This is a genomic window from Streptomyces sp. NPDC006624 (genome assembly GCF_040611555.1).
Taxonomy (GTDB): Bacteria; Actinomycetota; Actinomycetes; order Streptomycetales; family Streptomycetaceae; genus Streptomyces.
Window position 1 is genome coordinate 26,033 of the sequence record NZ_JBEXOM010000027.1, and the last position, 24,112, is coordinate 50,144.

General features: G+C 73.1%; 22 protein-coding genes. 11 read left to right on the top strand and 11 right to left on the bottom strand.

What is annotated here, in order from left to right; genetic code table 11:
- Positions 1-65 precede the first annotated feature (65 nt).
- Complete coding sequence (locus ABZY20_RS33260; RefSeq protein WP_059424410.1) at positions 66-296, bottom strand: DUF4287 domain-containing protein; 231 nt, start codon at positions 294-296, stop codon at positions 66-68.
- Between the two features lie 101 nt (positions 297-397).
- Here ABZY20_RS33260 and ABZY20_RS33265 point away from each other — a divergent pair, with 101 nt between their 5' ends.
- A complete protein-coding gene (locus ABZY20_RS33265; RefSeq protein WP_356446588.1) occupies positions 398-703 on the top strand; it encodes a hypothetical protein in 306 nt (101 codons plus the stop codon).
- 48 nt (positions 704-751) lie between these two features.
- Here ABZY20_RS33265 and ABZY20_RS33270 read toward each other — a convergent pair whose 3' ends face one another.
- The 3 genes from ABZY20_RS33270 to ABZY20_RS33280 all read right to left on the bottom strand — a co-directional run bounded on the left by ABZY20_RS33270 (position 752) and on the right by ABZY20_RS33280 (position 4,215).
- Positions 752-1,534 carry a hypothetical protein gene (locus ABZY20_RS33270; protein WP_356446590.1) on the bottom strand — a complete coding sequence of 261 codons (783 nt, stop codon included), beginning with the start codon at positions 1,532-1,534 and terminating at the stop codon, positions 752-754.
- Positions 1,535-1,807: 273 nt separating this feature from the next.
- The gene (locus ABZY20_RS33275; protein WP_356446592.1) at positions 1,808-3,028 is read right to left on the bottom strand and encodes an acetyl-CoA C-acetyltransferase; all 1,221 of its coding nucleotides are present in this window, start codon (positions 3,026-3,028) and stop codon (positions 1,808-1,810) included.
- A gap of 161 nt (positions 3,029-3,189) precedes the next feature.
- The gene (locus ABZY20_RS33280) at positions 3,190-4,215 is read right to left on the bottom strand and encodes an SGNH/GDSL hydrolase family protein (protein WP_356446593.1); all 1,026 of its coding nucleotides are present in this window, start codon (positions 4,213-4,215) and stop codon (positions 3,190-3,192) included.
- Between the two features lie 158 nt (positions 4,216-4,373).
- On the opposite strand from ABZY20_RS33280, the gene ABZY20_RS33285 reads away from it, so the two are divergent.
- Positions 4,374-5,762: a cystathionine beta-synthase gene (locus ABZY20_RS33285; protein ID WP_356446595.1), complete on the top strand. Its 1,389-nt coding sequence runs from the start codon at positions 4,374-4,376 to the stop codon at positions 5,760-5,762.
- 628 nt (positions 5,763-6,390) lie between these two features.
- On the opposite strand, the gene ABZY20_RS33290 is transcribed toward ABZY20_RS33285, so the two are convergent.
- On the bottom strand, positions 6,391-6,813 hold the full coding sequence (locus ABZY20_RS33290; protein ID WP_356446655.1) for a hypothetical protein: 423 nt from the start codon (positions 6,811-6,813) through the stop codon (positions 6,391-6,393).
- A 236-nt stretch (positions 6,814-7,049) separates the two neighbouring features.
- Here ABZY20_RS33290 and ABZY20_RS33295 point away from each other — a divergent pair, with 236 nt between their 5' ends.
- Positions 7,050-7,541 carry an ATP-binding protein gene (locus tag ABZY20_RS33295; protein WP_356446597.1) on the top strand — a complete coding sequence of 164 codons (492 nt, stop codon included), beginning with the start codon at positions 7,050-7,052 and terminating at the stop codon, positions 7,539-7,541.
- Between the two features lie 49 nt (positions 7,542-7,590).
- On the opposite strand, the gene ABZY20_RS33300 is transcribed toward ABZY20_RS33295, so the two are convergent.
- Entirely contained in the window at positions 7,591-7,956 is a 366-nt protein-coding gene (locus ABZY20_RS33300; RefSeq protein ID WP_356446599.1) for a hypothetical protein, read from the bottom strand.
- A gap of 34 nt (positions 7,957-7,990) precedes the next feature.
- The gene (locus ABZY20_RS33305) at positions 7,991-8,500 is read right to left on the bottom strand and encodes a hypothetical protein (RefSeq protein WP_356446600.1); all 510 of its coding nucleotides are present in this window, start codon (positions 8,498-8,500) and stop codon (positions 7,991-7,993) included.
- 514 nt (positions 8,501-9,014) lie between these two features.
- Here ABZY20_RS33305 and ABZY20_RS33310 point away from each other — a divergent pair.
- Both ABZY20_RS33310 and ABZY20_RS33315 read left to right on the top strand, forming a co-directional pair.
- Entirely contained in the window at positions 9,015-10,394 is a 1,380-nt protein-coding gene (locus ABZY20_RS33310) for a potassium transporter TrkG (RefSeq protein ID WP_356446602.1), read from the top strand.
- Positions 10,387-11,106 (top strand): TrkA family potassium uptake protein, encoded by a 720-nt coding sequence (locus tag ABZY20_RS33315; RefSeq protein ID WP_356446604.1) that lies wholly within the window; start codon positions 10,387-10,389, stop codon positions 11,104-11,106. The genes ABZY20_RS33310 and ABZY20_RS33315 overlap by 8 nt, the downstream gene beginning before the upstream one ends.
- A gap of 165 nt (positions 11,107-11,271) precedes the next feature.
- Here the strand turns inward: ABZY20_RS33315 and ABZY20_RS33320 are convergent, their stop codons facing one another.
- The 3 genes from ABZY20_RS33320 to ABZY20_RS33330 all read right to left on the bottom strand — a co-directional run bounded on the left by ABZY20_RS33320 (position 11,272) and on the right by ABZY20_RS33330 (position 14,477).
- Positions 11,272-12,105, bottom strand: coding sequence for a hypothetical protein (locus tag ABZY20_RS33320; protein ID WP_356446605.1), 834 nt, complete (start codon positions 12,103-12,105; stop codon positions 11,272-11,274).
- 120 nt (positions 12,106-12,225) lie between these two features.
- Positions 12,226-13,755, bottom strand: coding sequence for an SPFH domain-containing protein (locus ABZY20_RS33325; protein WP_356446607.1), 1,530 nt, complete (start codon positions 13,753-13,755; stop codon positions 12,226-12,228).
- A gap of 206 nt (positions 13,756-13,961) precedes the next feature.
- Entirely contained in the window at positions 13,962-14,477 is a 516-nt protein-coding gene (locus ABZY20_RS33330; RefSeq protein ID WP_356446609.1) for a hypothetical protein, read from the bottom strand.
- A 675-nt stretch (positions 14,478-15,152) separates the two neighbouring features.
- Between ABZY20_RS33330 and ABZY20_RS33335 the strand changes: the two genes are divergently transcribed.
- Both ABZY20_RS33335 and ABZY20_RS33340 read left to right on the top strand, forming a co-directional pair.
- Positions 15,153-15,995: a MurR/RpiR family transcriptional regulator gene (locus ABZY20_RS33335; protein WP_356446611.1), complete on the top strand. Its 843-nt coding sequence runs from the start codon at positions 15,153-15,155 to the stop codon at positions 15,993-15,995.
- A gap of 97 nt (positions 15,996-16,092) precedes the next feature.
- Positions 16,093-16,677 carry a hypothetical protein gene (locus ABZY20_RS33340; RefSeq protein WP_356446613.1) on the top strand — a complete coding sequence of 195 codons (585 nt, stop codon included), beginning with the start codon at positions 16,093-16,095 and terminating at the stop codon, positions 16,675-16,677.
- Positions 16,678-16,982: 305 nt separating this feature from the next.
- Here ABZY20_RS33340 and ABZY20_RS33345 read toward each other — a convergent pair whose 3' ends face one another.
- Positions 16,983-18,335, bottom strand: coding sequence for a diaminopimelate decarboxylase (locus ABZY20_RS33345; protein WP_356446615.1), 1,353 nt, complete (start codon positions 18,333-18,335; stop codon positions 16,983-16,985).
- A gap of 127 nt (positions 18,336-18,462) precedes the next feature.
- Here ABZY20_RS33345 and hutU point away from each other — a divergent pair, with 127 nt between their 5' ends.
- The 4 genes from hutU (at position 18,463) to hutI (ending at position 24,033) form a co-directional block, all read left to right on the top strand.
- Positions 18,463-20,127 carry a urocanate hydratase gene (gene hutU, locus ABZY20_RS33350; RefSeq protein WP_356446617.1) on the top strand — a complete coding sequence of 555 codons (1,665 nt, stop codon included), beginning with the start codon at positions 18,463-18,465 and terminating at the stop codon, positions 20,125-20,127.
- Complete coding sequence (locus ABZY20_RS33355; RefSeq protein ID WP_356446618.1) at positions 20,124-21,347, top strand: allantoate amidohydrolase; 1,224 nt, start codon at positions 20,124-20,126, stop codon at positions 21,345-21,347. Before hutU ends, ABZY20_RS33355 begins: the two co-directional genes overlap by 4 nt.
- A gap of 110 nt (positions 21,348-21,457) precedes the next feature.
- The gene (locus ABZY20_RS33360; protein ID WP_356446657.1) at positions 21,458-22,753 is read left to right on the top strand and encodes a formimidoylglutamate deiminase; all 1,296 of its coding nucleotides are present in this window, start codon (positions 21,458-21,460) and stop codon (positions 22,751-22,753) included.
- A complete protein-coding gene (gene hutI / locus ABZY20_RS33365; RefSeq protein WP_356446659.1) occupies positions 22,750-24,033 on the top strand; it encodes an imidazolonepropionase in 1,284 nt (427 codons plus the stop codon). The genes ABZY20_RS33360 and hutI overlap by 4 nt, the downstream gene beginning before the upstream one ends.
- Positions 24,034-24,112: the final 79 nt, after the last annotated feature.

Here is a 24,112-nt window from a genome sequence, read left to right on the forward strand (position 1 = left end):
CGGTCGCAGCGCGAAGGGCCCCGGCTCGTGCCGGGGCCCTTCGTCGTCGTCCGGGCGGCGCCGGCTCACAGCAGCTTCCGCGCGGCCCTCCTCAGGTCGTACTCATGGATGATCGCCTTGGCGTGGCCGTACGCCAGGTTGTGCTCGTGCCGGAGCCAGCTGACCTTTTCCTCGAAGCGGAAGAGTGCCGGGCCTTCTTCGACGGTGCGCAACCAGTCGGAGATCTCACGACCGGTGCAATGGGGAATGCGGGCGAGCATGTTGCGGTGGGTCTCTTCGGAGAAGACTTGGGACATCGGCGCCTCCGGACGCTGGGATGTAAGCCGGTCCTTCAGGTCACCGTGCCTGAGTGTCCGCCCGTTGGCAACAGTCCCGCAGCGACGCGTACGCTCGCGGCGTGGTTGATACGACGCCTCTGACCCGTGCGGTGGATCACTTCGCCGATCGTTTGAGGGCCGCGCCCCAGAGCCGGTTGCAGCGGGGCGCTGCCGCCGAGGCTCTCGGGCTGGCCCGGGAGCTGGCCCGCAGGGCACAGGTCCTCGAGGGCGTGGAGCCCCGGGAGATGCCGGATGCGGGGATGTTCGCGGCGGCGGACCAGATCACCGTCGCCGCGCACGATCTGGCGGTGGTGGTTCCCGGCGACGCCGACGTCGACGAGGCGGTGCGGCTGGTCGAGGAGGCGCAGAAGCGGGCGGGGGTCTGAGTTCCGTGCGCGGGCCGCGTGCGGTCGCCCGCGCGGTTCCCCGCGCTCCTAGAGGGACGCGATGACCCGGTCCGCCAGGATGTAGACGTTCTCCTCGCCGCACTCGAACGTGAGCGTGTACGCGCCCGAGATGCCCGAGCCGCCCAGCAGGGTCGGGGTCTCGCCCGAGCGGAGGGCGCCGGCCAGCCGTTCCGCCGTCTCCCGGTGGCCCGGGGTCATGCACAGGGTCGTGCCGTCGGCGAAGACGTAGACGTCCAGGGTGCCCAGCGGGCCGGGGCGGACGTCGGTCAGTTCGACGCGGGAGGCGGCGAGTTCCTCCAGCGTGGCGACCGTGCGCTCGTGGTCGTTCACGACCGGCGACGGGTTCGGCACGAAGTCCGGGTGGGAGGGGTGGCGGCGGCGGGCCGCGGCCAGCTCCGGGGACTCCCCGGCCTGCTCCTCGGTGTCCGCGCCGGACTCCGAGACCGGCTCCAGACCCGCGAAGTCGGCCTGCCGGGGCAGGAACAGATCATGGTCGGTCAGGCCCAGCAGGGACGGCGCGTCCGAGGCGTCACGGGCCTCCTGGGCGGCCCAGAACGCCCGCGCCTCGGCGAGCTCGCGCTCCCGCTCCTCGGCCAGGGCCGCCGCCACGGCGGCCCGTATCTCATCGGTGTCGGTCGTGGTGCGGGCGGCGGGCAGCAGTGCACGGGTGGTGGCGGCCCGGTTCTCGGCCAGCGCGGTGTGCAGGGCCGCGACCTGGCGGCGCAGCTGCAGGACGGTGCGCAGGACGGCGACGCCCACGGCGCCCGTGGCGGCCGTGGTGACCAGCAACGCGATCGGCATGGCGCTCACTGACGTACTCCCGGTTCAAAGTCGACCCCCGACTTCCTACATCAGCTTGAAGGGCGGACTAACCAGCTGTCAGTGCGTAACGTCACGAAACGGACAGGGCTTCGGTGTCGGGGGAGGGGGTGGGGCTACTGTGACCTGCGGTTCTCCCCGGATGGAGGGAGATAGGTCACATCCTGGGGGAGATTGGATCACAAAACGGCCCAGAACCCTGGTGTTTCCCGGGTTCTGGGCCGCTGCCTCACGGTCGGTGGTAAGGCGGTTACGGTACGGCGCTCAGCTGAGGCGCTCGATGACCATGGCCATGCCCTGGCCGCCGCCGACGCACATCGTCTCCAGGCCGAACTGCTTGTCGTGGAACTGCAGGGAGTTGATGAGCGTGGTGGTGATGCGGGCGCCGGTCATGCCGAAGGGGTGGCCGACGGCGATGGCACCGCCGTTGACGTTCAGCTTCTCCAGCGGGATGCCCAGGTCGCGGTAGGAGGGGATCACCTGCGCGGCGAACGCCTCGTTGATCTCGACCAGGTCGATGTCGTCGATGGTGAGACCGGCGCGGCGCAGGGCCTGGTTGCTCGCCTCGACCGGGCCGAGGCCCATGATCTCGGGGGAGAGACCGGAGACGCCGGTGGACACGATCCGGGCGAGCGGGGTCAGGCCGAGCTCGCGCGCCTTGGTGTCGGACATGATCACCAGCGCGGCGGCGCCGTCGTTCAGCGGGCAGCAGTTGCCTGCCGTGACCATGCCGTCGGGGCGGAAGACCGGCTTGAGGCCCGCCACGCCGTCCAGGGTGACGCCGGGGCGCGGGCCGTCGTCCTTGGAGATGACGGTGCCGTCCGGGAGGGTCACCGGGGTGATCTCGCGCTCCCAGAAGCCGTTCTTGATGGCTTCCTCGGCGAGGTTCTGCGAGCGGACGCCGAACTCGTCCATGTCCTGGCGGGTGACGCCCTTGACGCGGGCCAGGTTCTCGGCGGTCTGGCCCATCGCGATGTACGGGTCGGGCAGCAGGCCGTCCTCGCGCGGGTCGTGCCAGGTGGTGTTCTCCTGCTGGGCGACCTCGGCGGTGCGGGCCTCGGCCTCGGCGAACAGCGGGTTGTGCGTGTCCGGGAGGCTGTCGGAGTTGCCCTTGGCGTAGCGGGAGACCATCTCGACGCCGGCCGAGATGAAGACGTCGCCCTCGCCGGCCTTGATGGCGTGCAGGGCCATGCGGCTGGTCTGCAGCGACGAGGAGCAGTAGCGGGTGACGGTGCAGCCCGGCAGGTGGTCCATGCCCATCTGCACGGCGACGATCCGGCCGAGGTTGTTGCCCTGCTCGCCGCCGGGCAGGCCGCAGCCGAGCATCAGGTCGTCGATGTCCCGCGGGTCCAGCTCGGGGACCTTGGCCAGGGCGGCCTGGACGATCGTGGCGGTGAGGTCGTCCGGTCGCAGGTCCTTGAGGGAGCCCTTGAAGGCGCGGCCGATGGGGGAGCGGGCGGCTGAGACGATCACGGCTTCGGGCATCACGGCTCCATTGACGTACCGGGTGGTCTGGCTGGGCTGACTGGGAAGTTACCCGTACGTATGGGCTGGGTCACGGGTGTGGCGGTGTGACCCTGGCCGCAGTTTTCTAAGCGCTTGCTTTTTGGCGGAGGGTCTCCGGGCCGTCGCGGAGGGTCGCCCCGTCATGTCGACGGCGTGACGGGGGACGGCTCCTGCTCGGGCACCCGGCGGCGGCGCCGCCGCTTCAGCAGGGCCCACGGGCCGCGCGGACCGGCCGGCATGGCCGCCGTGACCTCCGTGCCGGCCTCCGAGGCGGCCTCCGCCGCCGCGCGGGCCACCGGCAGGAACCCCTCGCGGCGGGAGGCGTCCGGGCGCTCCTCCTCGGCCGGCCACAGGCCCAGCGCGGCGCAGACGGTCGGCAGGACCGCCATCGCCGCGGTGGCGTAGCCCTCGGCGGAGGGGTGGTAGTTGTCCGGGCCGAACAGCTCGCGCGGGTTCGCCGCGAACTCCGGGCCCAGCAGGTCGCCCAGGGACACCGTGCGGCCGCCCTGCTCGACCGCTCCGATCGTCTGGGCGGCGGCCAGCTGCCGGGAGGCCCGCCGGGCCAGCCAGCGCAGGGGCTGCTGCACCGGCTCGATCGTGCCGAGGTCCGGGCAGGTGCCGACGACGACCTCCGCGCCGGCCGTGCGCAGCCGCCGTACCGCCGCGGACAGGTGGCGGACCGAGCGGGTCGCGGGCATGCGGTGGGTGACGTCGTTCGCGCCGATCATGATCACGCAGATGTCGGGCACCGGGTCGCGGTCCGCCAGCACCAGGGCCACCTGACGGTCCAGGTCGTCCGAGCAGGCGCCGGGCAGCGCCACCGTGCGCAGCTCCACCGGGCGTTCCGCCAGGGCCGCCACCCCCGAGGCGAGCAGCGCCCCCGGGGTCTGCCCGGCGCGGTGCACCCCCTGGCCCGCGGCGGTGGAGTCACCCAGCATCGTCAGCCGCAGCGGCACCTCACCGGGAGCGGCGTACGTGCCGCCGTACCGCCCGTCCGCGTGCGGCACGTGCGGTGACCTGCCGTTCCCCACCCGGCGCCGGGCCAGCTGCACCTCCGCCAGCAGCAGCCCCGCGGCGGCCGCCCCGGCCAGACCGATCCCGCCGCCGCCGTACGCGGCGCCGGCCGCGATCCGCCGGGCCGCCCTCGCCCTCGACATGCTCGTCATGCGTCGACGCCACCTCCTCGAACCCGTACACCCAGTGCTTGCCCCGTACGGCCCGTCGCCCAATCGCAACAGGGAGTGAACGACCGTCACGGACCACCGCGAGGTCATAGGCTGGCGGCACCACTAGGACCACTTCTTTGCGGCATCCGGAGACAACGGTGCGATTTCACGACTCGATGATCAGCCTCGTCGGCAACACCCCGCTGGTGAGGCTCAACAGCGTGACCAAGGGCATCAGGGCGACCGTCCTGGCCAAGGTGGAGTACTTCAACCCCGGCGGGTCGGTGAAGGACCGCATCGCCCTGCGCATGATCGAGGCCGCGGAGGAGAGCGGCGCGCTCAGGCCCGGCGGCACGATCGTCGAGCCGACCAGCGGCAACACGGGTGTGGGACTCGCCATCGTCGCGCAGCAGAAGGGGTACAAGTGCATCTTCGTGTGCCCTGACAAGGTCAGCACCGACAAGATCAACGTGCTGCGCGCCTACGGTGCCGAAGTGGTCGTGTGCCCGACCGCCGTGGACCCCGAGCACCCGGACTCGTACTACAACGTCTCCGACCGGCTCGTGCGGGAGACGCCCGGCGCCTGGAAGCCCGACCAGTACTCCAACCCCAACAACCCCCTCTCCCACTACCACTCCACCGGCCCGGAGCTGTGGGAGCAGACGGAGGGGAGGATCACGCACTTCGTGGCGGGCGTGGGCACCGGCGGCACCATCTCCGGAACCGGGCGCTACCTCAAGGAGGCCAGCGACGGCAAGGTCAAGGTCATCGGCGCCGACCCCGAGGGCTCCGTCTACTCCGGCGGCTCCGGCCGGCCCTACCTCGTCGAGGGCGTCGGCGAGGACTTCTGGCCGACCGCCTACGACCGGAGCGTCGCGGACGAGATCGTCGCCGTGTCCGACAAGGACTCCTTCCAGATGACCCGCCGCCTCGCCAAGGAGGAGGGCCTGCTCGTCGGCGGCTCCTGCGGCATGGCCGTCGTGGCCGCGCTGGAGGTCGCCTCGCGGCTCGGCGAGGACGACGTCGTGGTGGTGCTGCTGCCGGACAGCGGCCGCGGCTACCTCTCCAAGATCTTCAACGACGAGTGGATGGCCGACTACGGCTTCCTGGAGGACACGGGCCCGAGCGCCCGCGTCGGCGACGTGCTGAACGACAAGGAGGGCGACCGCATGCCCTCCCTGGTGCACATGCACCCGGAGGAGACCGTCGGCCAGGCCATCGACGTGCTGCGCGAGTACGGCGTCTCGCAGATGCCGGTCGTCAAGCCGGGCGCCGGGCACCCCGACGTGATGGCCGCCGAGGTCGTCGGCTCGGTCGTGGAACGCGAGCTGCTGGACGCGCTGTTCAGCAAGAACGCCTCGCTCGACGACCCGCTGGAGAAGCACATGTCCGCCCCGCTGCCGCAGGTCGGCTCCGGCGAGCCGGTGGCCGACCTGATGGCCGTCCTCGGCAAGGCCGACGCGGCGATCGTCCTCGTCGAGGGCAAGCCGACCGGCGTGGTCAGCCGCCAGGACCTGCTGTCCTTCCTGGCCCGCACGGGGGCGTGACGGGCGTGACGGGGGTGTGACGGGGGCGGGGCGTGTGAACGGGGGGCGTTCGGGGAGGTGGGGCTTCGCGGGGCGGGTCTCGCGGGCGCGGGGGTCGGGGAGGCGGCTTCGCGGGGGCGGGTCGCGTGGAGGCGGCCTCGCGGAGGCGCGTCTCGGGAGGCGGCCCTGGGGCCGTGGGCCTCGCGGAGGCACGTCTCGGGAGGCGGCTTTGGGGTCGTGGGCCTCGCGGACGCGGACCGCTGGAGTGGGCCCGCGAGGGCGGGCCGCGCTGCTGCTGCCTGCGTGGGGCGGCGGTCGCAACCGGGCCTCGCAGGGCCGGACTCCACCAGCCGGCATCGCGCAGGCGGACTTCGCGGAAGTGGTACGAGCGCGACACGTTCGCGCAGCACCCGCTTAACACGGGTCCTGCACAGTAGTGGATGTCGGCAGGGCGGGAGCGGCTCCCCGCCCCCGCCGGCGCCGCAGGCGTCACGGACCTCCGGAGCGGCTCCCGGACCTCCACCGGCGTCTCGGACGCGGGGGCCAGGCCTGACCAGGCCCGCGTCCTTCGCGGGGACCGCCGTCGTCCCGCCCCTCGTTCACGGGGGTGCGGCGGTCCCCGCGCAACTCCCCCTCGTCGCGCCCGGGCTCAGTCCTGCCAGTCGCCGTCCCGGGAGGACTTGCGGCGGCCGAACAGGCCCGGGTTGGTGCGGGCCGCCTGGGCGACGTTGACCCCGACGATGCCGACCCAGGCGACGATCAGACCGGGCAGGTGCGCGACGCCCCCGCCGATCGCCGACAGCGGCACCGCGAGGACCAGGGAGACGATCCCGAAGCCGAAGCGCTCCCCCCAGGAGTCCGTGGCCTTCGGCGTCCGCGAGTCCCGGGCCGTCTGCATCTGCTGCTCGGCCAGCTGCCGGCGCACCCGGCGCTCCACCGCGCCGTCGATCCGCTGGTCGACCTTCTCCAGGAAGGACTCGACCAGCGCGGAGTCGTAGTCCTCGCCCAGTTCCCTGCGTGCGTGCAGGGTGGCGTCGAGTTCCTTCTTCAGGTCGGCGTCCCGCGCGTCCATTCCGCTCATGCCGTCCACGGTAGGAAGCGGGTGTGCCGGCCGCACTGGGGTTAGCCCCCCTCTCCGCCCTGGGGCCCGCGGGAGCAGGGGAGAGCCGGACTCGGCCCTCTCCGGCCCGCCGGCCAGACGCTGTGTGCGGGAGGGCGGCGTATGTGACATACGCCGCCGGGCCGGGCGGCGAGCGGCATCAGTTGGAATTTCCGGGGTACGTGGGGTGCGTGTTGCACGAATACGCAATGAGCTCGGAGCGCCGACCCGTCCCGGAGGCCGAGGACGACGGCAGGCCGTCGGTGCCCGCCGCCATCGCCGTATCGGTCGCCGTCGAGGACGACACGGGCATCGCCGAAGCCCGTGACGCGGCCGGTGCCTTCCTGTCCCGGGTGCAGTCCGAGCACGGGCTGCCGGTCTCCGGCCGGGCCGTGGGCGTGGCCCAGCTCGTGGTGAGCGAGCTGGTCACCAACGCCCGCAAGTACGCCCCCGGCCCCTGTCTCATGACCCTGGAGATCCAGGACGGGACCGTGCAGATCAGCGTGTGGGACAGCAGCACCGTCCTGCCGGCCATCCTCGCCCCCGACCCGGGCCGGATCGGACAGCACGGCCTGGAGATCGTCACCGCGCTCTGCGTCAGCTTCGCCATCCACCGCGAACCGGTCGGCAAGCGGATCACCGCCGGCGTGATGCTCGCCGACGACCCCGGCGGCGCGGCGGCAGGCCGCCAGGTGCTGTAGGCAGCCTCGAGGCGCGGGCAGCACACCGCCCGAGGGCGCGTGCGCCGTTTCACCGCCCGGCGGACCGGCCCAGACTCTTGATCTTCTCGAAGGGGTAGACGCCCACGGTCACCACGGCCAGGCCGTAGAGGGCGAGCACCACAAGTCCCCAGGTGCCGATCGATCGGCCACCGCCGCTCATGACGACCGTGCCGATCGGCACCAACGGGGCGAAGCTGAGCACCGCGGCCCCGGTGCACCAGAAGGCCACCAGATCATTCGCCCGTTTCCTCAGCCCGGGGTCGGACTTCACCTCAGCGGGGACCTCGTACCCGTCCGACCGGTCACAGACCTTGCCGCGGTATCCGGTACGTGCGGCCAGCGAACTGGCCACTCCCAGCAGGAGGAAACAACCGAACATGAAGACGTAGGCCATGGACGCCCCAGGGTTCGCGCGGTGCCGAGCGGCTTCAGCGGATGTACTTGATGAGGAAGGCGATCACCATGTTGACGGCCTTGTTCTTGACCCAGCCCGGCAGGAACTTCCAGACGACGCCCCCGATTTCACCCCCGAGGCAGCCGATGACGGCGTTCCTGACGTAGGTCTTCTTGCTGGAGGCCTTGCCCGCCGCGATGTCGCTGAGCACCGAGGTGGGCATGCTGGCCAGTGTGCCCTTCGCACACCATGCCGCGGCGCCGATGGCCGCCGCGGCGATCGGGAAGGCGAAGCCGCCGTTCCGGCTCATGGCCTGCTCGATCTCGGCCAGCGCCTCCGGGCCCATCTCCTGCTCGATGAACTGGCGCTGCTCAGTTGTCAGTTCGGGAGTCTGCGTCGCGGAGGAGGCAGTCGCGGCGCGAGCCGTCGCCCGGCTGCTGCCGTCGGCGGCGGTGGCGCTGGGAGCCGTGGTGGCGAGCAGGGCGGCGCTGGTGACGGCGGCTATCGCGGTCAGAGAGACGCGGCGTGTGGTGGTCCTGCGCATGGTGAATTCCCCGATGGTCGTTCTTCCGTCCGCAGGTCAGGGAGACGGTTCCGTGGTCAACGCTCCAGGTCGTGGAGGTGATCACGGACGAGACTCTGACATCCCGAGGCAGGTCCGGCATAAACGGTGACGGGTGAAAAGGATCACGACTTCCGGCCGGAACGGCCCGTGTCGATCGGGCCTCTTGTCGAAGACGCCGGTGGAATCACAGCCGGCAACACGGGAGCGAGGAATTCCCTTGCAACGCGAATCACTTCGGATCGTACGCCAATAAACGATAAGGGCGGGGCGCCCTGCGACGCGGAGGGAATACGGTCCCCGCCCCTGCGGACTCCCTCTGCCGCCCTTGGCCCTCGTCGACCGCGGTTCGACGGACCGGGCGTGCCGACACCGCCCCGAACAGGTCATGCCGCCCGGAGCCGCGGGTAGGGTGTGCGGCCGGGATCTTGACGAGCACACGACTCCGACGCGCCGGGACAGTGGAGTCGTCGGCACACACAGGGCAGGGACGGCGATGGCACGGCTGGCGACGCGACTGTGGTCACGGTCGTCGTTGCTCACGGCTCATCCCGCCCGCGCGGTCGTCGTGGCCTTCGCCCTGGTGGTGCTGCTCGGCGCGGCGCTGCTGTCCCTGCCCTTCGCCACGGAGCGGGGTGCCTCGCCCGGCTTCGTGACCGCGCTGTTCACGGCCACCTCGGCGGTGTGCGTCACCGGCTTGGCCGTGGTGGACACCGGAACGTACTGGAGCGGCTTCGGCGAGGGCGTGATCATGGCGCTGATCCAGATCGGCGGCTTCGGCATCATGACCATGGCGTCGCTGCTCGCGGTGCTGATCTCGGGCCGACTGCGGCTGCGCATGCAGCTGACCGCGCAGGCCGAGACCAAGAGCCTCGGCATCGGCGACGTACGGCGCGTCCTGATCGGCGTCGCCGGGACCACGCTGACCGTCGAGCTGGCGGTGGGCGCGGTGCTGGCGCTGCGCTTCGGGTACGGCTACGGCGAGAGTTTCGGCCGCGCGGTGTACCTCGGCTACTTCCACGCCGTGTCCGCGTTCAACAACGCCGGCTTCGGACTGCACGCCGACAGCCTCACCCGCTACGCCCAGGACCCCTGGATCACCCTGCCCGTCGCCGCCGCCGTGATCCTGGGCGGCCTCGGCTTCCCCGTGCTGCTCGAGGTCCTGCGGCACCGCCGCCGGCGCCGCACGACGGGGCGCCGGACCTGGAGCCTGCACAGCAAACTCACCCTGAGCGGCACGGCGGTCCTGCTCGTCGCCGGCACGGTCCTGACCTGCCTGCTGGAGTGGACCAACCCCGGCACGCTGGGACCGCACAGCACCCCGGGAAAGATCCTCGACGGCTTCTTCCACTCCGCCATGAGCCGCACGGCCGGCTTCAACGCGGTCGACGTCGGCGCGCTGCACGCCTCGACACTGCTGATGACCTGCGTGCTGATGTTCATCGGCGGCGGCAGCGCCGGAACCGCGGGCGGCATCAAGGTCACCACCTTCGCCGTACTGCTCGCCGCGATCCTCGCCGAGGTGCGGGGCGAGCCCACCTCCACGGTGCTGGGCCGCCGTCTGGCCCCGCACGCGCTGCGCCAGGCCCTGACGGTGGCGCTGCTGGGAGTCGGGCTCGTCATGGGCTCGACGCTGGTCCTGCTCGCACTCACCGAGGAGCCCATGGACGCGGTGCTGTTCGAGACGGTGTCGGCCTTCGCCACGGTCGGTCTCTCCACCGGGATCACGGCGGACCTGCCGACGGCCGGACAGCTGCTGCTGATCGTCCTGATGTTCGTGGGCCGCCTTGGCCCGATCACGCTCGTCTCGGCTCTCGCCCTGCGCGAGCGCACCCGCCGTTACGACCTGCCAGAGGAGCGACCCGTCATTGGCTAGCAAGCTGCCCTTCCTGCGCCGCCGGCATCGCGAGCGCCCGACGGGGACCGAGGCCCACGGTGGTGACCAGCGAGTCGCCGTCATCGGGCTCGGCCGCTTCGGCTCCTCCCTGGCCAACGAGCTGATGAGACGCGGCTGGGACGTCCTCGGTATCGACACCAGCGCCCGCCTGGTCCAGAAGTACAGCGACGGGCTCACTCACGCCGCAGTCGCCGACTGCACGGACGCCGAGACGCTGAGTCAGCTCGGCGTCAACGAGTTCACCAGGGCGGTCGTCGCCATCGGCACCGACATCGAGGCGAGCATCCTGGTCAGCTCCAACCTGCTGGAGGCCGAGGTGCCCAACATCTGGGCCAAGGCCATCAGCCGCCAGCACGGCCAGATCCTCGAACGTCTCGGCGTGCACCACGTGGTTCTTCCCGAGCACGAGATGGGCGAGCGGGTCGCCCATCTGGTCACCGGCCGGATGCTGGACTTCATCGAGTTCGACGACGACTACGCGCTGGTGAAGACCATCGCCCCGGACACCGCCACCGGAGTGCCGCTCGGGCAGAGCCAGGTCCGCAGCCGCTACGGCGTCACGGTCGTGGGCATCAAGCGGCCGGGCGAGGGTTTCACCTACGCGACCGCCGAGACCGTCGTTCACAAGGGTGACGTCATCGTCGTGACCGGCAGGACGCGCGCGGTGGAGCGCTTCTCCGAACTCAGCTGACCCACGCCGCGACCGGGGCGGTTGCCGCCGGCGGAACGGACGTTCCTCTCATCGTCGCCTTCCGGGCAGCGACCGCGGCCGTCTCCGGCATCTCCGGCATCTACGGCACGGTCGGCCTGGCTGGCGGACACCGCCGGTGTGGCCTGGCCGTCCTGGCCGTCTCCATCACCGGCCCGGGGCGCCACGCTCCGGACGACCCTGTGCGGCCTGCTCGGCCTGCTCGGCCTGCTCGGCCTGCTCGGCCTGTGCGGTCTGCCCGGCCTGTATGGCCTGTGCGGCCTGTGCGGCCTGCCCGGCTTCCTGCGCCGGGGGCGTCCTGTTCGGCCCGGTCGTGTCGGCGGCTCGGGCGAACGTGGCGCGGGGCAGATCCCCGTCCTGCTGCCGAGGTGTGGCGTCGGCAAAGGGTTGTGGAGGGGTGGGCCCGCTCAGCAGCCCGTGCCGCACGGCGGCTTCCGCGTCACCGCGGCGCAGCCGGCCGGACGGCGTGGGGCGTACCCACAGCAGGTGCTCCCCGCCCGGCGGCGCGACGACCCCGCCGGTGCCGGGGTCCCCGGCCCACCACAGCACGCCGTCCGGCCCGGGGTCGGCCAGATGGTAGTGCGGCGCCGCGGTGCGCACCGACAGCGGAACGAGGTCGTCTGCCGTGGGAAGGCGCAGCACCACGCGTGGTGGGCCCTGGCCCGCGGGGACGGCGACCGCGCGGCAGGCAGTCCACGGGTGCGCCGCCACGACGTGCCGCACACGCCGTGAGGTGACGAGCGCCGCCGCCCCGACGACGGAGGCGGCAGGGCCGCACACGACGCAGAACCCGGCGAGTGCCCGGAGCCAGCCGACCCCGGTCTCGGCGAAGCCCGGACCGAAGGCCCACCCGGCGAGGGTGGCCGTGGTCCCGGTGCCGATCCAGCGCCAGGCCCGCCGACGCCGGCCGGCGACGGCCCTCGCGGTCGCCGGATGCGCGAGCGCGGTCGTCCGGTGCGTGCCGGGGTGTACCTCGGGCATATGGGCCCCCGTTCCGTCGTGCCTGCGCTGGTCGGCGTGCGCCCTGTCCGCGGGACGGCGCCACTGGTCCGGGGGCCTCGCGGTCGGACGCCGCGGGCCCTCGGCCCCTTGCCGTCGGCCTCAGCCGATCTGGATCTTCCCGTTGGCCTCGGCCGCGGGCGCGGCGGCGGGCTGGGTGCCGCCGCGGCCCTGGGTGATGCCCTTGAGCAGTTCGGCGAGGTCGACTCCGGTGGTGGAGCTGAGGAGTTCGACGCCCTGGGCGACGTTGTCGGCCACCGTGCGGGAGAGCTGGCTCGCGCCGTCGGTGGAGATGACGGTCATCTTGTCCACGGCGCTCAGCGGCTCGGACGCCTTGGCGACGACCTGCGGCAGCACCTCGATGAGCATCTGCAGCACGGCGGCGTCGCCGTACCGCTCGAAGGCGTCGGCCTTCTTCTGCATCGCCTCGGCCTCGGCCGCGCCCGTGGCGCCGATCGCCGCCGCCTCTGCCTCGCCCTCCAGCCGGACCGCCTCCGCGATGGCCGCGCGCCGGGCCTTCTCGGCCTCGCCCTGCTTGAGTCCCTCGATGGCCTGGGCGTCGGCCAGTGCGCTGCGGCGCTGCTTCTCGCCCTCACCGGTCAGCCGGGCCCGCTCGGCCTCGCCCTGCGCGGCGGCGATGGCGGCCAGCCGCTCGGCCTCGGCCTGCTTGACGCGGGCCACACGCTTGGCCTCGGCCTCCTGCTCGGCGGCGTAGCGCTGGGCGTCGGCGGGCTTGCGGACCTGGGTGTCGAGCTGACGGTCGGTCAGCGCGGCCTGCCGCTCGGCGACCTTCTCCTGCTGGGTGAGGATCTCCTGCTGCCGGGCCGCCTCGGCGAGCGGTCCGGCGGCGGCCGCGCGGGCGGCGGCCTCGTCGGTCTCGGCCTTGATCTCGGCCTGCTTGAGGGAGAAGGTCCGCTGGGCGACGGCGATCTCCTCCTCGGCCTTCAGCCGCGCCTGTTCGGCGGCGCGCCGGGCGACCGCCTCGGCGATGTCGGCCTCCTGCTTGGCGCGGGCGGCTTCGGGCCGGCCGAGGTCCTCCAGGTAGGAGCCCTCGGTGGTGATGTCCTGGATCTGGAAGGCGTCCAGCACCAGTCCCTGCCCGGACAGGCTGGCCTCGGCCTCCTCGGCGACCTGCCCGGCGAAGGCGGCCCGGTCGCGGATGATGTCCTCCACCGACATCCGGCCCACGATCGCGCGCAGGGCGCCGGAGAGCACTTCCTGGGTGAAGCCGACGATGCCGTCCTGCTGCATCAGGAACCGCTGCGCGGCGGCCCGGATGGCGTCCTCGCTGCCGCCGACCTTGACGATGGCGACACCCTCCAGGTTGGCCTTCACCCCGCGCAGCGTGACCGCGCCGCGCACGGCGACGGGGATGTGCCGGGAGGACAGGTCCAGGGTGAACTTCTGCTGCACGAACGGCACGACGAAGACGCCGCCGCCGACCACGACCTTCTGGCCGCTGTTGTCGGTGAAGACCCGGCCGGTCTCGGGATCGGTGGACTTCTTGCCGCGCCGCCCGGTGACGATGAACGCCTCACTCGGGCCGGCGACCTTGTACCGGCTGACCACGACCAGGGCGATCAGCACGAGGAGTACGACGACTCCTGCGACCGCGATGACGACAGAACTCATGATGTTGTCCCCTCAGCCCTCCCTGAGGACGGCGTTCGGTAAGGGTGTGTGATCGGTAAGGGTGTGTGAAGGTGAACGGCGCCATGCCCGGCCGGACCGCAGCCGGTCAGAGGGCGAGCGGTCAGGTCAGGGGGTGAGCGGTCCGGTCAGGGGGTGAGCGGTCGGGTCAGGGGTCGACCGGTCCGGTCAGAGGGCGAGCGGTCCGGTCAGGAGTCGACGGGACGGACGGACACGGCGGACTGCGACAGGGTCTGCTCGACCCAGACCTCGGCTCCCCGCGCCACGGCCACCGGGCTCCTGGCCGAGAACTTGACCGGCTGGCCGGCCCGGTGCACCAGGACCTCGCCGTAGCCGCCCGCGGGGATCGCGGTCACCACCGAGCCGGGCACGCCGATCAGGTCCTCGTCCCGCGGGGCGGCCCCGGAGGAGTCGGCCAGCAGCGACCGGCTCAGGCGGTAGGTGACCCAGCCGGTGAGGACGCCGGCCGGCACCCCGATCAGCACGGCCCCGACGGTGCCCCAACCGGTGGTCCCCAGGACGATCGCCCCGGAGAAACCGAGCATGGACACGAACCCGGCGATCACCGGCAGCGACAGCAGTCCGTCGATGATGCCGTCCAGTACGGAGACCCCGTCGAGCAGTCCCTCGATCACGCCGTCGAGGACGAACGACAGGGCAAGGAGGACGACCCCCGCAATGCCGAGCCCGAGAAACCAGGCCATCCGCGCACACCGCCTCTCCTTGCCCTTCCCCCGCTGTCACCGGCATCGTCACACGCGGCCACCGACGGCGGCATTGCCTGGTTCCGGCAATCTTTACGCGGCTTTAATGCCGCGCCCCGAACAGTCGGGCGGCCAGGTGCCCCGGGAGGCGCCGACGGTTCATGACGCCGCGTCAGGAGCCCTGTACCGTTCCCCGCGGTGTGCCGGGAAGTCTGGTCGGCGATCTGCACGACAGAAGGCGGAGCATGGCGGGGAGTGGCGGAGCGTGGCGGAGCACGTCCGCGCCGCCTGAGCCGCTCGACCCGGAGGAGCCGTTCGGCGTGATCACATTCGCTCAGCCCGCGCGTGGTGCGCCCCGCCCCGAGCACATAACCGTGCGGTCACCGCGTGGTCCTCGCCGCGTCCCGCCAGGGCCCGGCGGAACTCCTCGGCCGCCACCCGCGGCTCGGCGCGCGCACCACCGACGCCTGGCGCGGCACGACCCCGGACGGCGGGGCTGTGACCAGCGCCGATCGCGTGCGGTCGAGTGCGCTCTTCTTCCGAGTCGCGCACGCTCGTGGGGGCGGGCCGTGGCGAACCGTTCTCCCGCACGGCCGCTCCCGCCGCCCCCGCTTGCCGCGCTGCATATGCTCATGCAGAATCCTCAGCTACTGAATAGGCGAGGGGGAGCACGTCATGAGCGTGACCGACAGCCCTGCCGCGCGGCTGCAGGCGCTCTTCGAGGGCCACCGCCTGACGCCGACCCAGCGGCGCATCGCGCACAGCATGGTGCGGCGCGCCGCAGACGTGCCGTTCCTGTCCAGCGTGGAACTCGCCGAGCTGGCCGGTGTCAGCCAGCCCTCCGTGACCCGCTTCGCCGTCGCCCTCGGCTTCGACGGCTACCCCGCCCTGCGCCGCCACCTGCGCGAGGTCGCCCCCGCCGAACCCGCGACCGAGGCCGGCTCGGCCAACGAGTACCAGCAGGCCGTCGAGGCCGAGATCGAGAACCTGCGGCACCTGGCCGAGGCCCTGGCCGACCCCGCTGCCGTGCGGCGCGCCGGGCGCCTGCTCGCGGCCTCCCGTCCGCTGCCCGTCCTCGGACTGCGGGCGGCGGCCGCCCAGGCCCACGGCTTCGCCTACTTCGCCGCCAAGGTCCACCCCGACGTACGGCTGCTCAACGAGGGCGGCACGATGCTGTCCGACCGCATCGACGCCGCCGTCCGCGCCGGAGCGAGCGCCCTGCTGTGCTTCGCGCTGCCCCGGCACCCCCGCGAGGTCCTCGACGCCCTCACCTACGCCAAGGAGGCCGGCCTGAGCGTCGTCACGGTCGCCGACTCGGCCTTCGCGCCCGTCGCCAAGGTCTCCGACGTGCTGCTGCCCGCCGCCGTCGGCACCGGACTGGCCTTCGACACGGCCTGCGCCCCCATGCTGCTCGGCCGGGTCCTGCTGGAGGCCATGTGCGACGACCTGCCCGAAGCCCAGGCCCGCCTGGAGGAGTTCGACACGAAGGCCGCGGCCCGGGGCCTGTTCGTCGACTGACGGCCTCTCCGGCGACTTCTCAGACTCGTCTCACGTTCCGCCGCTAATCTGCGGTGCCTACCGCGAAGGAGACACAGCGACAGAACGGAGGCCCGACGTGACGCGCGGAGGACAGGGACTGGCCAGGGTGGCCGTCGTCGTACGGGCGGGGGCGGCCCCGCTGTGGTGGCTGGGCGTCTGCGCGGCGGGCGTCGGCCTGTTCCCGCCCGGTCTGACGGGCCGCCGCATCGGCGTCCTGACCGGTGCGGCCCTCTTCCTGCTGGCCACGGCCGCGGTGTCCGTCACCCGCCGCAGGCGCTACGCCGCCCTGGCCGCCGCCGCGTCCCGCGCCGGCAAGCACGACGTGCTCCAGGACCGCGCCGTGACGACCCGCAACTGGCGCCGAGCGCACCGCTGGTGGCTGCTGCTCGCCTTCCTCGCCGCACTCGGCAGCGCCTTCGCGATCCCGGCGGCCGGCGGGCTGCTCCTGGCCGGCTGCGGTGCGGGCCTGTGGCTGAAGGCGGCCTGGCTGGGCCGCCGGGAGCGGGCCGGCGAGGTGCTGCTGTGGGTGCGGGTGGACTGGCTGCGCGCGGGAGCGGCCCGCCCGGCGGGCAAGCGGGTGAAGGCGTACCGCAGCACGGGCATCAGGGCGGGAGACGCGGCCCCGGGCGGAGCTCGGAGGAAGTCGCCGGCGCTGGTGTAGGGCGAGGCGGAGCGGAGTACGGACGCACCCGGGTTCCCGGGCCTGCGGATGGTTCCCGGGCCTGCGGATGGTTCCCGGGCCTGCGGATGGTTCCCGGGCCTGCGGATGGTTCCCGGGCCTGCGGATGGTTTCCGGGGCTGTGGATGGTTTCCGGGCCTGAGGGCGGCTCCCGGGGCTGTAGATGGCTCGGACCTGCGGATGCGCCGGGGTGGGGGTGTGCGGCCGACCTTCGATCGCCCGCTGCACCCTCACCCCACCCCCGAGTTCCCAGCCCCCCGCCGGCCCCGCACCCACCCCCCACCCCCTCACACCAGCGCGTCCCCCTCCGCCCCGCCGGACTCCGCGACGACCTCCTCCACGCTCTGCGCCCGGCGCACCACCGCGAAGCGCCCGTCCGGCCAGAAGCCGTACACCGCGGGCCGCACCAGCGAGTTGTACCCGTAGTGATGCGCGAAGTAGTACGCCCCCGTGTCCAGCGCCGCCGCGTAGTCCCCCTGTTCCAGCAGCGGCATCGACCGTCCCTCCGCCAGCAGGTCACCGGCGAAGCACGCCGGGCCGGCGACGTCCTGCACCACGACCGGCCCGTCCTTCACCCGCCCCTTCGCGTCGTAGGCGCGGATCCGCAGGGGCCAGTTCCCCGGTGCGTAGACGGTGCGCGCGGCGACCTGCACCCCGGCGTGCGTGACCGCCACCGCCCGACCGCCGGAGGTCTTCGCGTACTCGACCCGGGCCACCACCGTCCCGTGCTTGGCCAGCAGTGACCGCCCGAACTCGGTGACCAGCCCGTACCGCCCGTCGAACAGCCCCGGCACCTGCGCGGCCAGCGTCCGCGCGTACTGCGCGTACGTCGGTGTCGTCGCGTCCGACGCGAAGTTGACCGGCAGGCCGCCGCCGATGTCGAGCGTGTCGACCTGGCGCCGCCCGGCCCGGCGGTTGATCTCCTCCGCCAGCGCGTACGACTCCGCCACCCCCTGGGCCATCAGGGACAGCGGGATGCCCTGGGACCCGGTGTGGGTGTGCAGCCGGGTCAGCCACGGCCGGTCCAGATACGCCCGTACGACCCACTCCCTGGCCCCCTCGTCCCGCAGCGCCACCCCGAACTTCGAGGTGGCCGTCGCCGTGGACAGCGCCCCGATCGCCCCGCCGCCGACCTGCGGGTTGACCCGGATCCCCAGGGGAGAGCGACTGGTCCCGGCCCGCATCAGCGCGTCGATGCGCTCCAGCTCCTGCGGGTTGTCCGCGTTGACGGCGATCCCCAGGGACAGTGCCTCGCGCAGCTCGGCCCGGGTCTTCGCGGGGGAGTCGAGCACCGTCATGGCGGGCGGCACCCCCGCCGCCCGGGCCAGCGCCAGTTCACCCGGACTGGCCACCTCCGCGCCGACGCCCTCCTCGCGCAGCAGGCGCAGCACCGGCACCAGCGGGGTGGCCTTCACCGCGAAGGCGTGCAGCACTGGCGTGCCCGGCGCCGTCACCCCCTCGAACGCCGACCGCAGCTCCGCGGCCGACTCCCGGACGCCGGTGACGTCCAGCAGCCCGACGAGAGGGCTGCCGGGTCCCAGCAGCCCCTGCTCCACGGCGGCCCGCACCGCCTCGTCCCGCCGGGCCGCGCGCCCGGCACCGGAACCGTCCGCCTGTTCCACCTCGATGTGTGCGCCCATGCATCCAGCCAAACACCCACGCCGCGGCCGCGCCGACCCCCCGACGTATTGACTAGTCCTATTCAGAAGTCCAGGATGTGAATAGACGCAGCAACATCCGCCGGGGACACCCACCAGGAGGCAGACCATGTCAGGACCCCGTCCTGTCCGAGCACCGCGCGGCACGGAACCGAGCGCCCTGGGATGGCAGCAGGAGGCCGCCCTGCGGATGCTGCAGAACAACCTCGACCCGGAGGTCGCCGAGCACCCCGACCAGCTCGTCGTCTACGGCGGCACCGGCAAGGCCGCGCGCGACTGGCGCTCCTTCGACGCCATGGTGCGCACGCTGAAGGGCCTGAAGCAGGACGAGACCATGCTCGTCCAGTCCGGCCGCCCGGTCGGCGTCATGCAGACCCACGAATGGGCCCCGCGCGTCCTCATCGCCAACTCCAACCTCGTCGGCGACTGGGCCACCTGGGAGGAGTTCCGCAGGCTCGAACAGCTCGGCCTGACCATGTACGGCCAGATGACCGCCGGCTCCTGGATCTACATCGGCACCCAGGGCATCCTCCAGGGCACCTACGAGACCTTCGCCGCCGTCGCCGCGAAGAAGTTCGGCGGCACCCTGGCCGGGACGATCACGCTCACCGCCGGCCTCGGCGGCATGGGCGGCGCCCAGCCCCTCGCCGTGACCATGAACGACGGCGTCGCCCTGTGCGTCGACTGCGACCCGCGCGCCATCGAACGCCGCATCGAGCACCGCTACCTGGACGTGAAGGCCGACAGCCTCGACCACGCGCTCCAGCTGGCGACCGAGGCCCGCGACGCCCGCCGCCCCCTGTCCATCGGCGTGCTCGGCAACGCCGCCGAGCTGGTCCCGCAGCTGCTGGCCATGGGCGCGCCCATCGACATCGTCACCGACCAGACCTCGGCCCACGACCCGCTGGCCTACCTCCCGCTCGGCGTCGACTTCGACGAGATGGCCTCCTACGCCGCCAAGGACCCGGCCGGCTTCACCACCCGGGCCCGTGCGTCGATGGCCGCGCACGTCGAGGCCATGGTCGGCTTCCAGGACGCCGGCGCCGAGGTCTTCGACTACGGCAACTCCATCCGCGGCGAGGCCAAGCTCGCCGGCTACGACCGCGCCTTCGCCTTCCCCGGCTTCGTCCCCGCCTACATCCGCCCCCTGTTCTGCGAGGGCAAGGGCCCCTTCCGCTGGGCCGCCCTGTCCGGCGACCCCGCCGACATCGCCAAGACCGACAAGGCCATCCTCGACCTCTTCCCGGAGAACGAGTCCCTGGCCCGCTGGATCCGGATGGCCGGGGAGCGGGTCCACTTCCAGGGCCTGCCCGCCCGCATCTGCTGGCTCGGCTACGGCGAGCGCGACAAGGCCGGTGAGCGGTTCAACGACATGGTCGCGAGCGGGGAGCTGGCCGCGCCGGTCGTCATCGGCCGCGACCACCTCGACTGCGGCTCCGTCGCCTCCCCCTACCGGGAGACCGAGGCCATGCTCGACGGCTCCGACGCGATCGCCGACTGGCCGCTGCTCAACGCCATGGTCAACGTGGCCTCCGGGGCGTCCTGGGTGTCGATCCACCACGGCGGCGGCGTCGGCATGGGCCGCTCGATCCACGCCGGACAGGTGACCGTGGCCGACGGCACCCCGCTCGCCGGGGAGAAGATCCGCCGCGTCCTGACCAACGACCCCGGCATGGGCGTCATCCGGCACGTCGACGCCGGCTACGACATCGCCGAGTCCGTCGCCGGCGAGCGCGGCGTCCGCATCCCGATGCGCGAGGGTGACCAGGCGTGACCTTCCACAGCATGTGGGCGGAGCTGCTGCCGATCGGCCGCAGCTCCGCCTCCGGCGGCTACCGCCGCTTCGCCTGGACCGGCGCCGACCGCGACTGCCGGGCCTGGTTCGAGGAGCAGGCCAGGACCCGCGGGCTGACCTACGAGCTGGACCGCAACGGCAACCAGTGGGCCTGGCTCGGCGACCCCGCCCGCGGCGACGCCGTCGTCACCGGGTCGCACCTCGACTCCGTGCCGGACGGCGGGGCCTTCGACGGGCCCCTCGGAGTCGTGTCCGCCTTCGCCGCCCTGGACGAACTGCGGGCCAGGGGAGCCGAGCTCTCCCGGCCCCTGGGCATCGTCAACTTCGGCGACGAGGAAGGCGCCCGCTTCGGTCTCGCCTGCGTCGGATCCCGGCTCACCGCCGGACAGCTCACCGCCGAGGACGCCCACCGGCTCACCGACGGCGACGGCATCACCCTGCCCCGGGCCATGGAAGCCGCCGGCCACGACCCCGACGCCATCGGCCCCGACCCCGAACGGCTGGCCCGCATCGGCGCCTTCGTCGAACTCCACGTCGAACAGGGCCGCGCCCTCGACCTGTCCGGGCACCGGGTCGGCATCGCCTCCGCGATCTGGCCGCACGGCCGCTGGCGCTTCGACTTCCGCGGTGAGGCCAACCACGCCGGCACGACCCGGCTCGCGGACCGCCGCGACCCGATGCTGCCCTACGCCGAGACCGTGCTCGCCGCCCGCCGCGAGGCCGGACTCGCCGGAGCCGTCGCCACCTTCGGCAAGATCTCCGTCGAGCCGAACGGCGTCAACGCCATCCCCTCCCTGGTGCGCGGCTGGCTCGACTCGCGCGCCGCCGGCCAGCAGGACCTGGACGCCGTGGTCGCCGGGATCGAGAAGGCCGCAGCGGAGTACGCCACCGCCCACGGCGTGGAACTGGCCGTCACACGCGAGTCCTTCACCCCGGTCGTCGAGTTCGACCACGCCCTGCGCGACGAACTCGCCCGCATCCTCGGCCGGGACCAGGACCCCCGGCTCACCGTCCCCGTCCTCGGCACCGGCGCCGGACACGACGCCGGGATCCTGTCCGGCAGCATCCCGACCGCCATGCTGTTCGTGCGCAACCCGACCGGCGTCTCCCACTCCCCGGCCGAGTCCGCCACCGAGGACGACTGCGTGGCCGGCGTCCTCGCACTCGCCGACGCACTGGAAGGACTGGCCCGCACGTGACGACGACGTACTGGCTGGAGCACGCCTGGCTCGGCGCCTCCCCCCAGGCCCCCGGGTCCCCCCAGGCCCCCGGGTCCCCCCAGGCCCCCGGGTCCGCCCGGGAGGGCGGGATCCCCGTCGAGCCGGGCGTGGCCCTCGACGTCCGGGACGGCCGCGTCACCGCCGTCCGGACCGGTGTCACCACCCCGCCGCCCGGCGCCGAGATCCTCCGCGGCCTCACCCTCCCCGGCCTCGCCGACGCGCACTCCCACGCCTTCCACCGGGCCCTGCGCGGCACCGTCCAGGTCGGCTCCGGGACCTTCTGGACCTGGCGCGAGGTCATGTACGCCACCGCCGCCCGGCTCACCCCGGACCGCTACCACGCCCTCGCCCGCGCCGTGTACGCCGAGATGGCCCTGGCCGGCGTCACGGCCGTCGGCGAGTTCCACTACGTCCACCACGCCCCCGGCGGCGTCCGCTACGCCGACCCCAACGCCATGGGCGAGGCCCTGATCGCGGCCGCCGCCGAAGCCGGCATCCGCATCACCCTCCTCGACACCGCCTACCTCTCCTCCGGCTTCGGGCAGCCGCCCACCGAATCCCAGCTCCGCTTCTCCGACGGCACGGCGGAGGCCTGGGCCGAACGCTGTTCACTTCTCAAGGAACGGGATCACGCACGGATCGGAGCGGCCGTCCACTCCGTACGGGCCGTGCCCGCCGACCAGTTGGCGACCGTCGCACGGTGGGCCGAGGAGCGGCGGGCCCCGCTCCACGTGCACCTGTCCGAGCAGACCGCCGAGAACGACGCCTGCCGCGCGGCCCACGGCTGCACCCCCACCCGGCTGCTCGCCGACCACGGGGTGCTCGGACCGCGCACCACCGGCGTCCACAACACCCACCTCACCGACGAGGACATCGCCCTCATCGGCGGCAGCGGCACCGGCACCTGCATGTGCCCGACGACCGAGCGGGACCTGGCCGACGGCATCGGACCCGCCGTGGCGCTGCAGCGCGCGGGCTCCCCGCTCTCCCTCGGCTCCGACAGCCACGCCGTCATCGACCTGTTCGAGGAGGCACGCGCCATGGAGCTGAACGAGCGGCTGCGCACCCGCACACGAGGCCACTGGACGGCCGCTGCCCTGCTGCGCGCGGCCTCGGCCGACGGCCACGCCGCCCTCGGCTGGGAGGGGGCCGGCACCCTGGAGCCCGGAGCGCTCGCCGACTTCACGACGATCGCCCTCGACTCGGTCAGGACGGCAGGGCCGCCTGCGCGGCTCGGGGCCGAGACGGCCGTATTCGCTGCGTCGGCAGCAGACGTGTCGCACACGGTCGTGGCCGGGCGGCACGTCGTACGGGACGGAGTGCACGCGCTCGTCCCCGAGGTGCCGCGAGCCCTCGCGGCCGCCGTCGCAGCCCTGCGCGACTGACCCCGGACCGCCTCCCCCCGCTGCCCGCCCCCGCCCCGACCGCCGACCAGGCCAGCAAGGACGCCATGAGCAACGCGACGACCGTCAGCCCCGCCCACTCCGCGAGCAGCGCCAGCACGCTCATCACCAACATCGCCGCCCTGGTCACCAACGACCCCTCCCTAGGTGACGGATCCCCCCTCGGACTGATCCAGGACGCGGCCGTCGTCATCGAAGGCGACCGCGTCGCGTGGACCGGTGATCACAGGAAAGCACCCGCCACTGACAACCGGGTCGACGCCGGCGGCCGGGCGGTCGTCCCCGGCTTCGTCGACTCCCACTCCCACCTCGTCTTCGCGGGCGACCGCACCCAGGAGTTCAACGCCCGTATGTCGGGCCGCCCGTACAGCGCGGGCGGCATCCGCACCACGGTCGCCGCCACCCGCGCCGCGAGCGACGAGGAACTCGAGGCCAACGTCACCCGCTACCTCGCCGAGGCCCTCCGCCAGGGCACCACCACCTTCGAGACGAAGTCCGGCTACGGCCTCACCACCCACGACGAGTCCCGCGCCCTGCGCGTCGCCGCCCGCCACACCGACGAGGTCACCTACCTCGGCGCGCACATCGTCGCCCCCGAGTTCGCCGGCGACCCGGCCGGCTACGTCGCCCTGGTCACCGGCGAGATGCTCGACGCCTGCGCCCCGCACGCCCGCTGGATCGACGTCTTCTGCGAACAGGGCGCCTTCGACGGCGACCAGGCCCGCGCGATCCTCACCGCCGGCCGGGCCAGGGGCCTGCACCCCCGCATCCACGCCAACCAGCTCTCCTACGGCCCCGGCGTGCGGCTCGCCGTCGAACTCGACGCGGCCAGCGCCGACCACTGCACCCACCTCACGGACGCGGACCTGGACGCCCTGGCGAGCGGCCGTACGGTCGCCACCCTGCTCCCCGGCGCCGAGTTCTCCACCCGGGCCGCCTGGCCGGACGCCCGCCGCCTGCTGGACGCCGGGGTGACCGTCGCCCTGTCCACCGACTGCAACCCCGGCTCGTCCTTCACCTCGTCCGTCCCCTTCTGCATCGCACTCGCCGTACGGGACATGGGCATGACCCCGGACGAGGCCGTCTGGTCGGCCACCGCGGGCGGCGCGGCGGCCCTGCGGCGCACCGACGTCGGCCGCCTCACCCCGGGCGCGTACGCCGACCTCGCGATCCTCGACGCCCCGAGCCACGTCCACCTCGCCTACCGGCCGGGCGTCCCCCTCGTCACGGCCGTCTGGCGGCGGGGCGCGCGGGTGCTCTGACCGCCCGCGCCACCGGTGCGTGCGACCGTGGCGGGCCCCGGCGGGCACGAACGCGGAGCGGCACGACTGCGCACGGCAC

Coding starts and splice junctions, on each gene's coding strand:
- ABZY20_RS33280 (WP_356446593.1), bottom strand. CDS start 4,215: ATGACGAGCATGTCGAGGGCGAGGGCGGCCCGGCGGATCGCGGCCGGC.
- ABZY20_RS33320 (WP_356446605.1), bottom strand. CDS start 12,105: ATGCCCGAGGTACACCCCGGCACGCACCGGACGACCGCGCTCGCGCAT.
- ABZY20_RS33335 (WP_356446611.1), top strand. CDS start 15,153: ATGAGCGTGACCGACAGCCCTGCCGCGCGGCTGCAGGCGCTCTTCGAG.
- ABZY20_RS33345 (WP_356446615.1), bottom strand. CDS start 18,335: ATGGGCGCACACATCGAGGTGGAACAGGCGGACGGTTCCGGTGCCGGG.
- ABZY20_RS33300 (WP_356446599.1), bottom strand. CDS start 7,956: ATGGCCTACGTCTTCATGTTCGGTTGTTTCCTCCTGCTGGGAGTGGCC.
- ABZY20_RS33295 (WP_356446597.1), top strand. CDS start 7,050: ATGAGCTCGGAGCGCCGACCCGTCCCGGAGGCCGAGGACGACGGCAGG.
- ABZY20_RS33275 (WP_356446592.1), bottom strand. CDS start 3,028: ATGCCCGAAGCCGTGATCGTCTCAGCCGCCCGCTCCCCCATCGGCCGC.
- ABZY20_RS33310 (WP_356446602.1), top strand. CDS start 9,015: ATGGCACGGCTGGCGACGCGACTGTGGTCACGGTCGTCGTTGCTCACG.
- ABZY20_RS33290 (WP_356446655.1), bottom strand. CDS start 6,813: ATGGACGCGCGGGACGCCGACCTGAAGAAGGAACTCGACGCCACCCTG.
- ABZY20_RS33260 (WP_059424410.1), bottom strand. CDS start 296: ATGTCCCAAGTCTTCTCCGAAGAGACCCACCGCAACATGCTCGCCCGC.
- ABZY20_RS33330 (WP_356446609.1), bottom strand. CDS start 14,477: ATGGCCTGGTTTCTCGGGCTCGGCATTGCGGGGGTCGTCCTCCTTGCC.
- ABZY20_RS33305 (WP_356446600.1), bottom strand. CDS start 8,500: ATGCGCAGGACCACCACACGCCGCGTCTCTCTGACCGCGATAGCCGCC.
- hutU (WP_356446617.1), top strand. CDS start 18,463: ATGTCAGGACCCCGTCCTGTCCGAGCACCGCGCGGCACGGAACCGAGC.
- ABZY20_RS33325 (WP_356446607.1), bottom strand. CDS start 13,755: ATGAGTTCTGTCGTCATCGCGGTCGCAGGAGTCGTCGTACTCCTCGTG.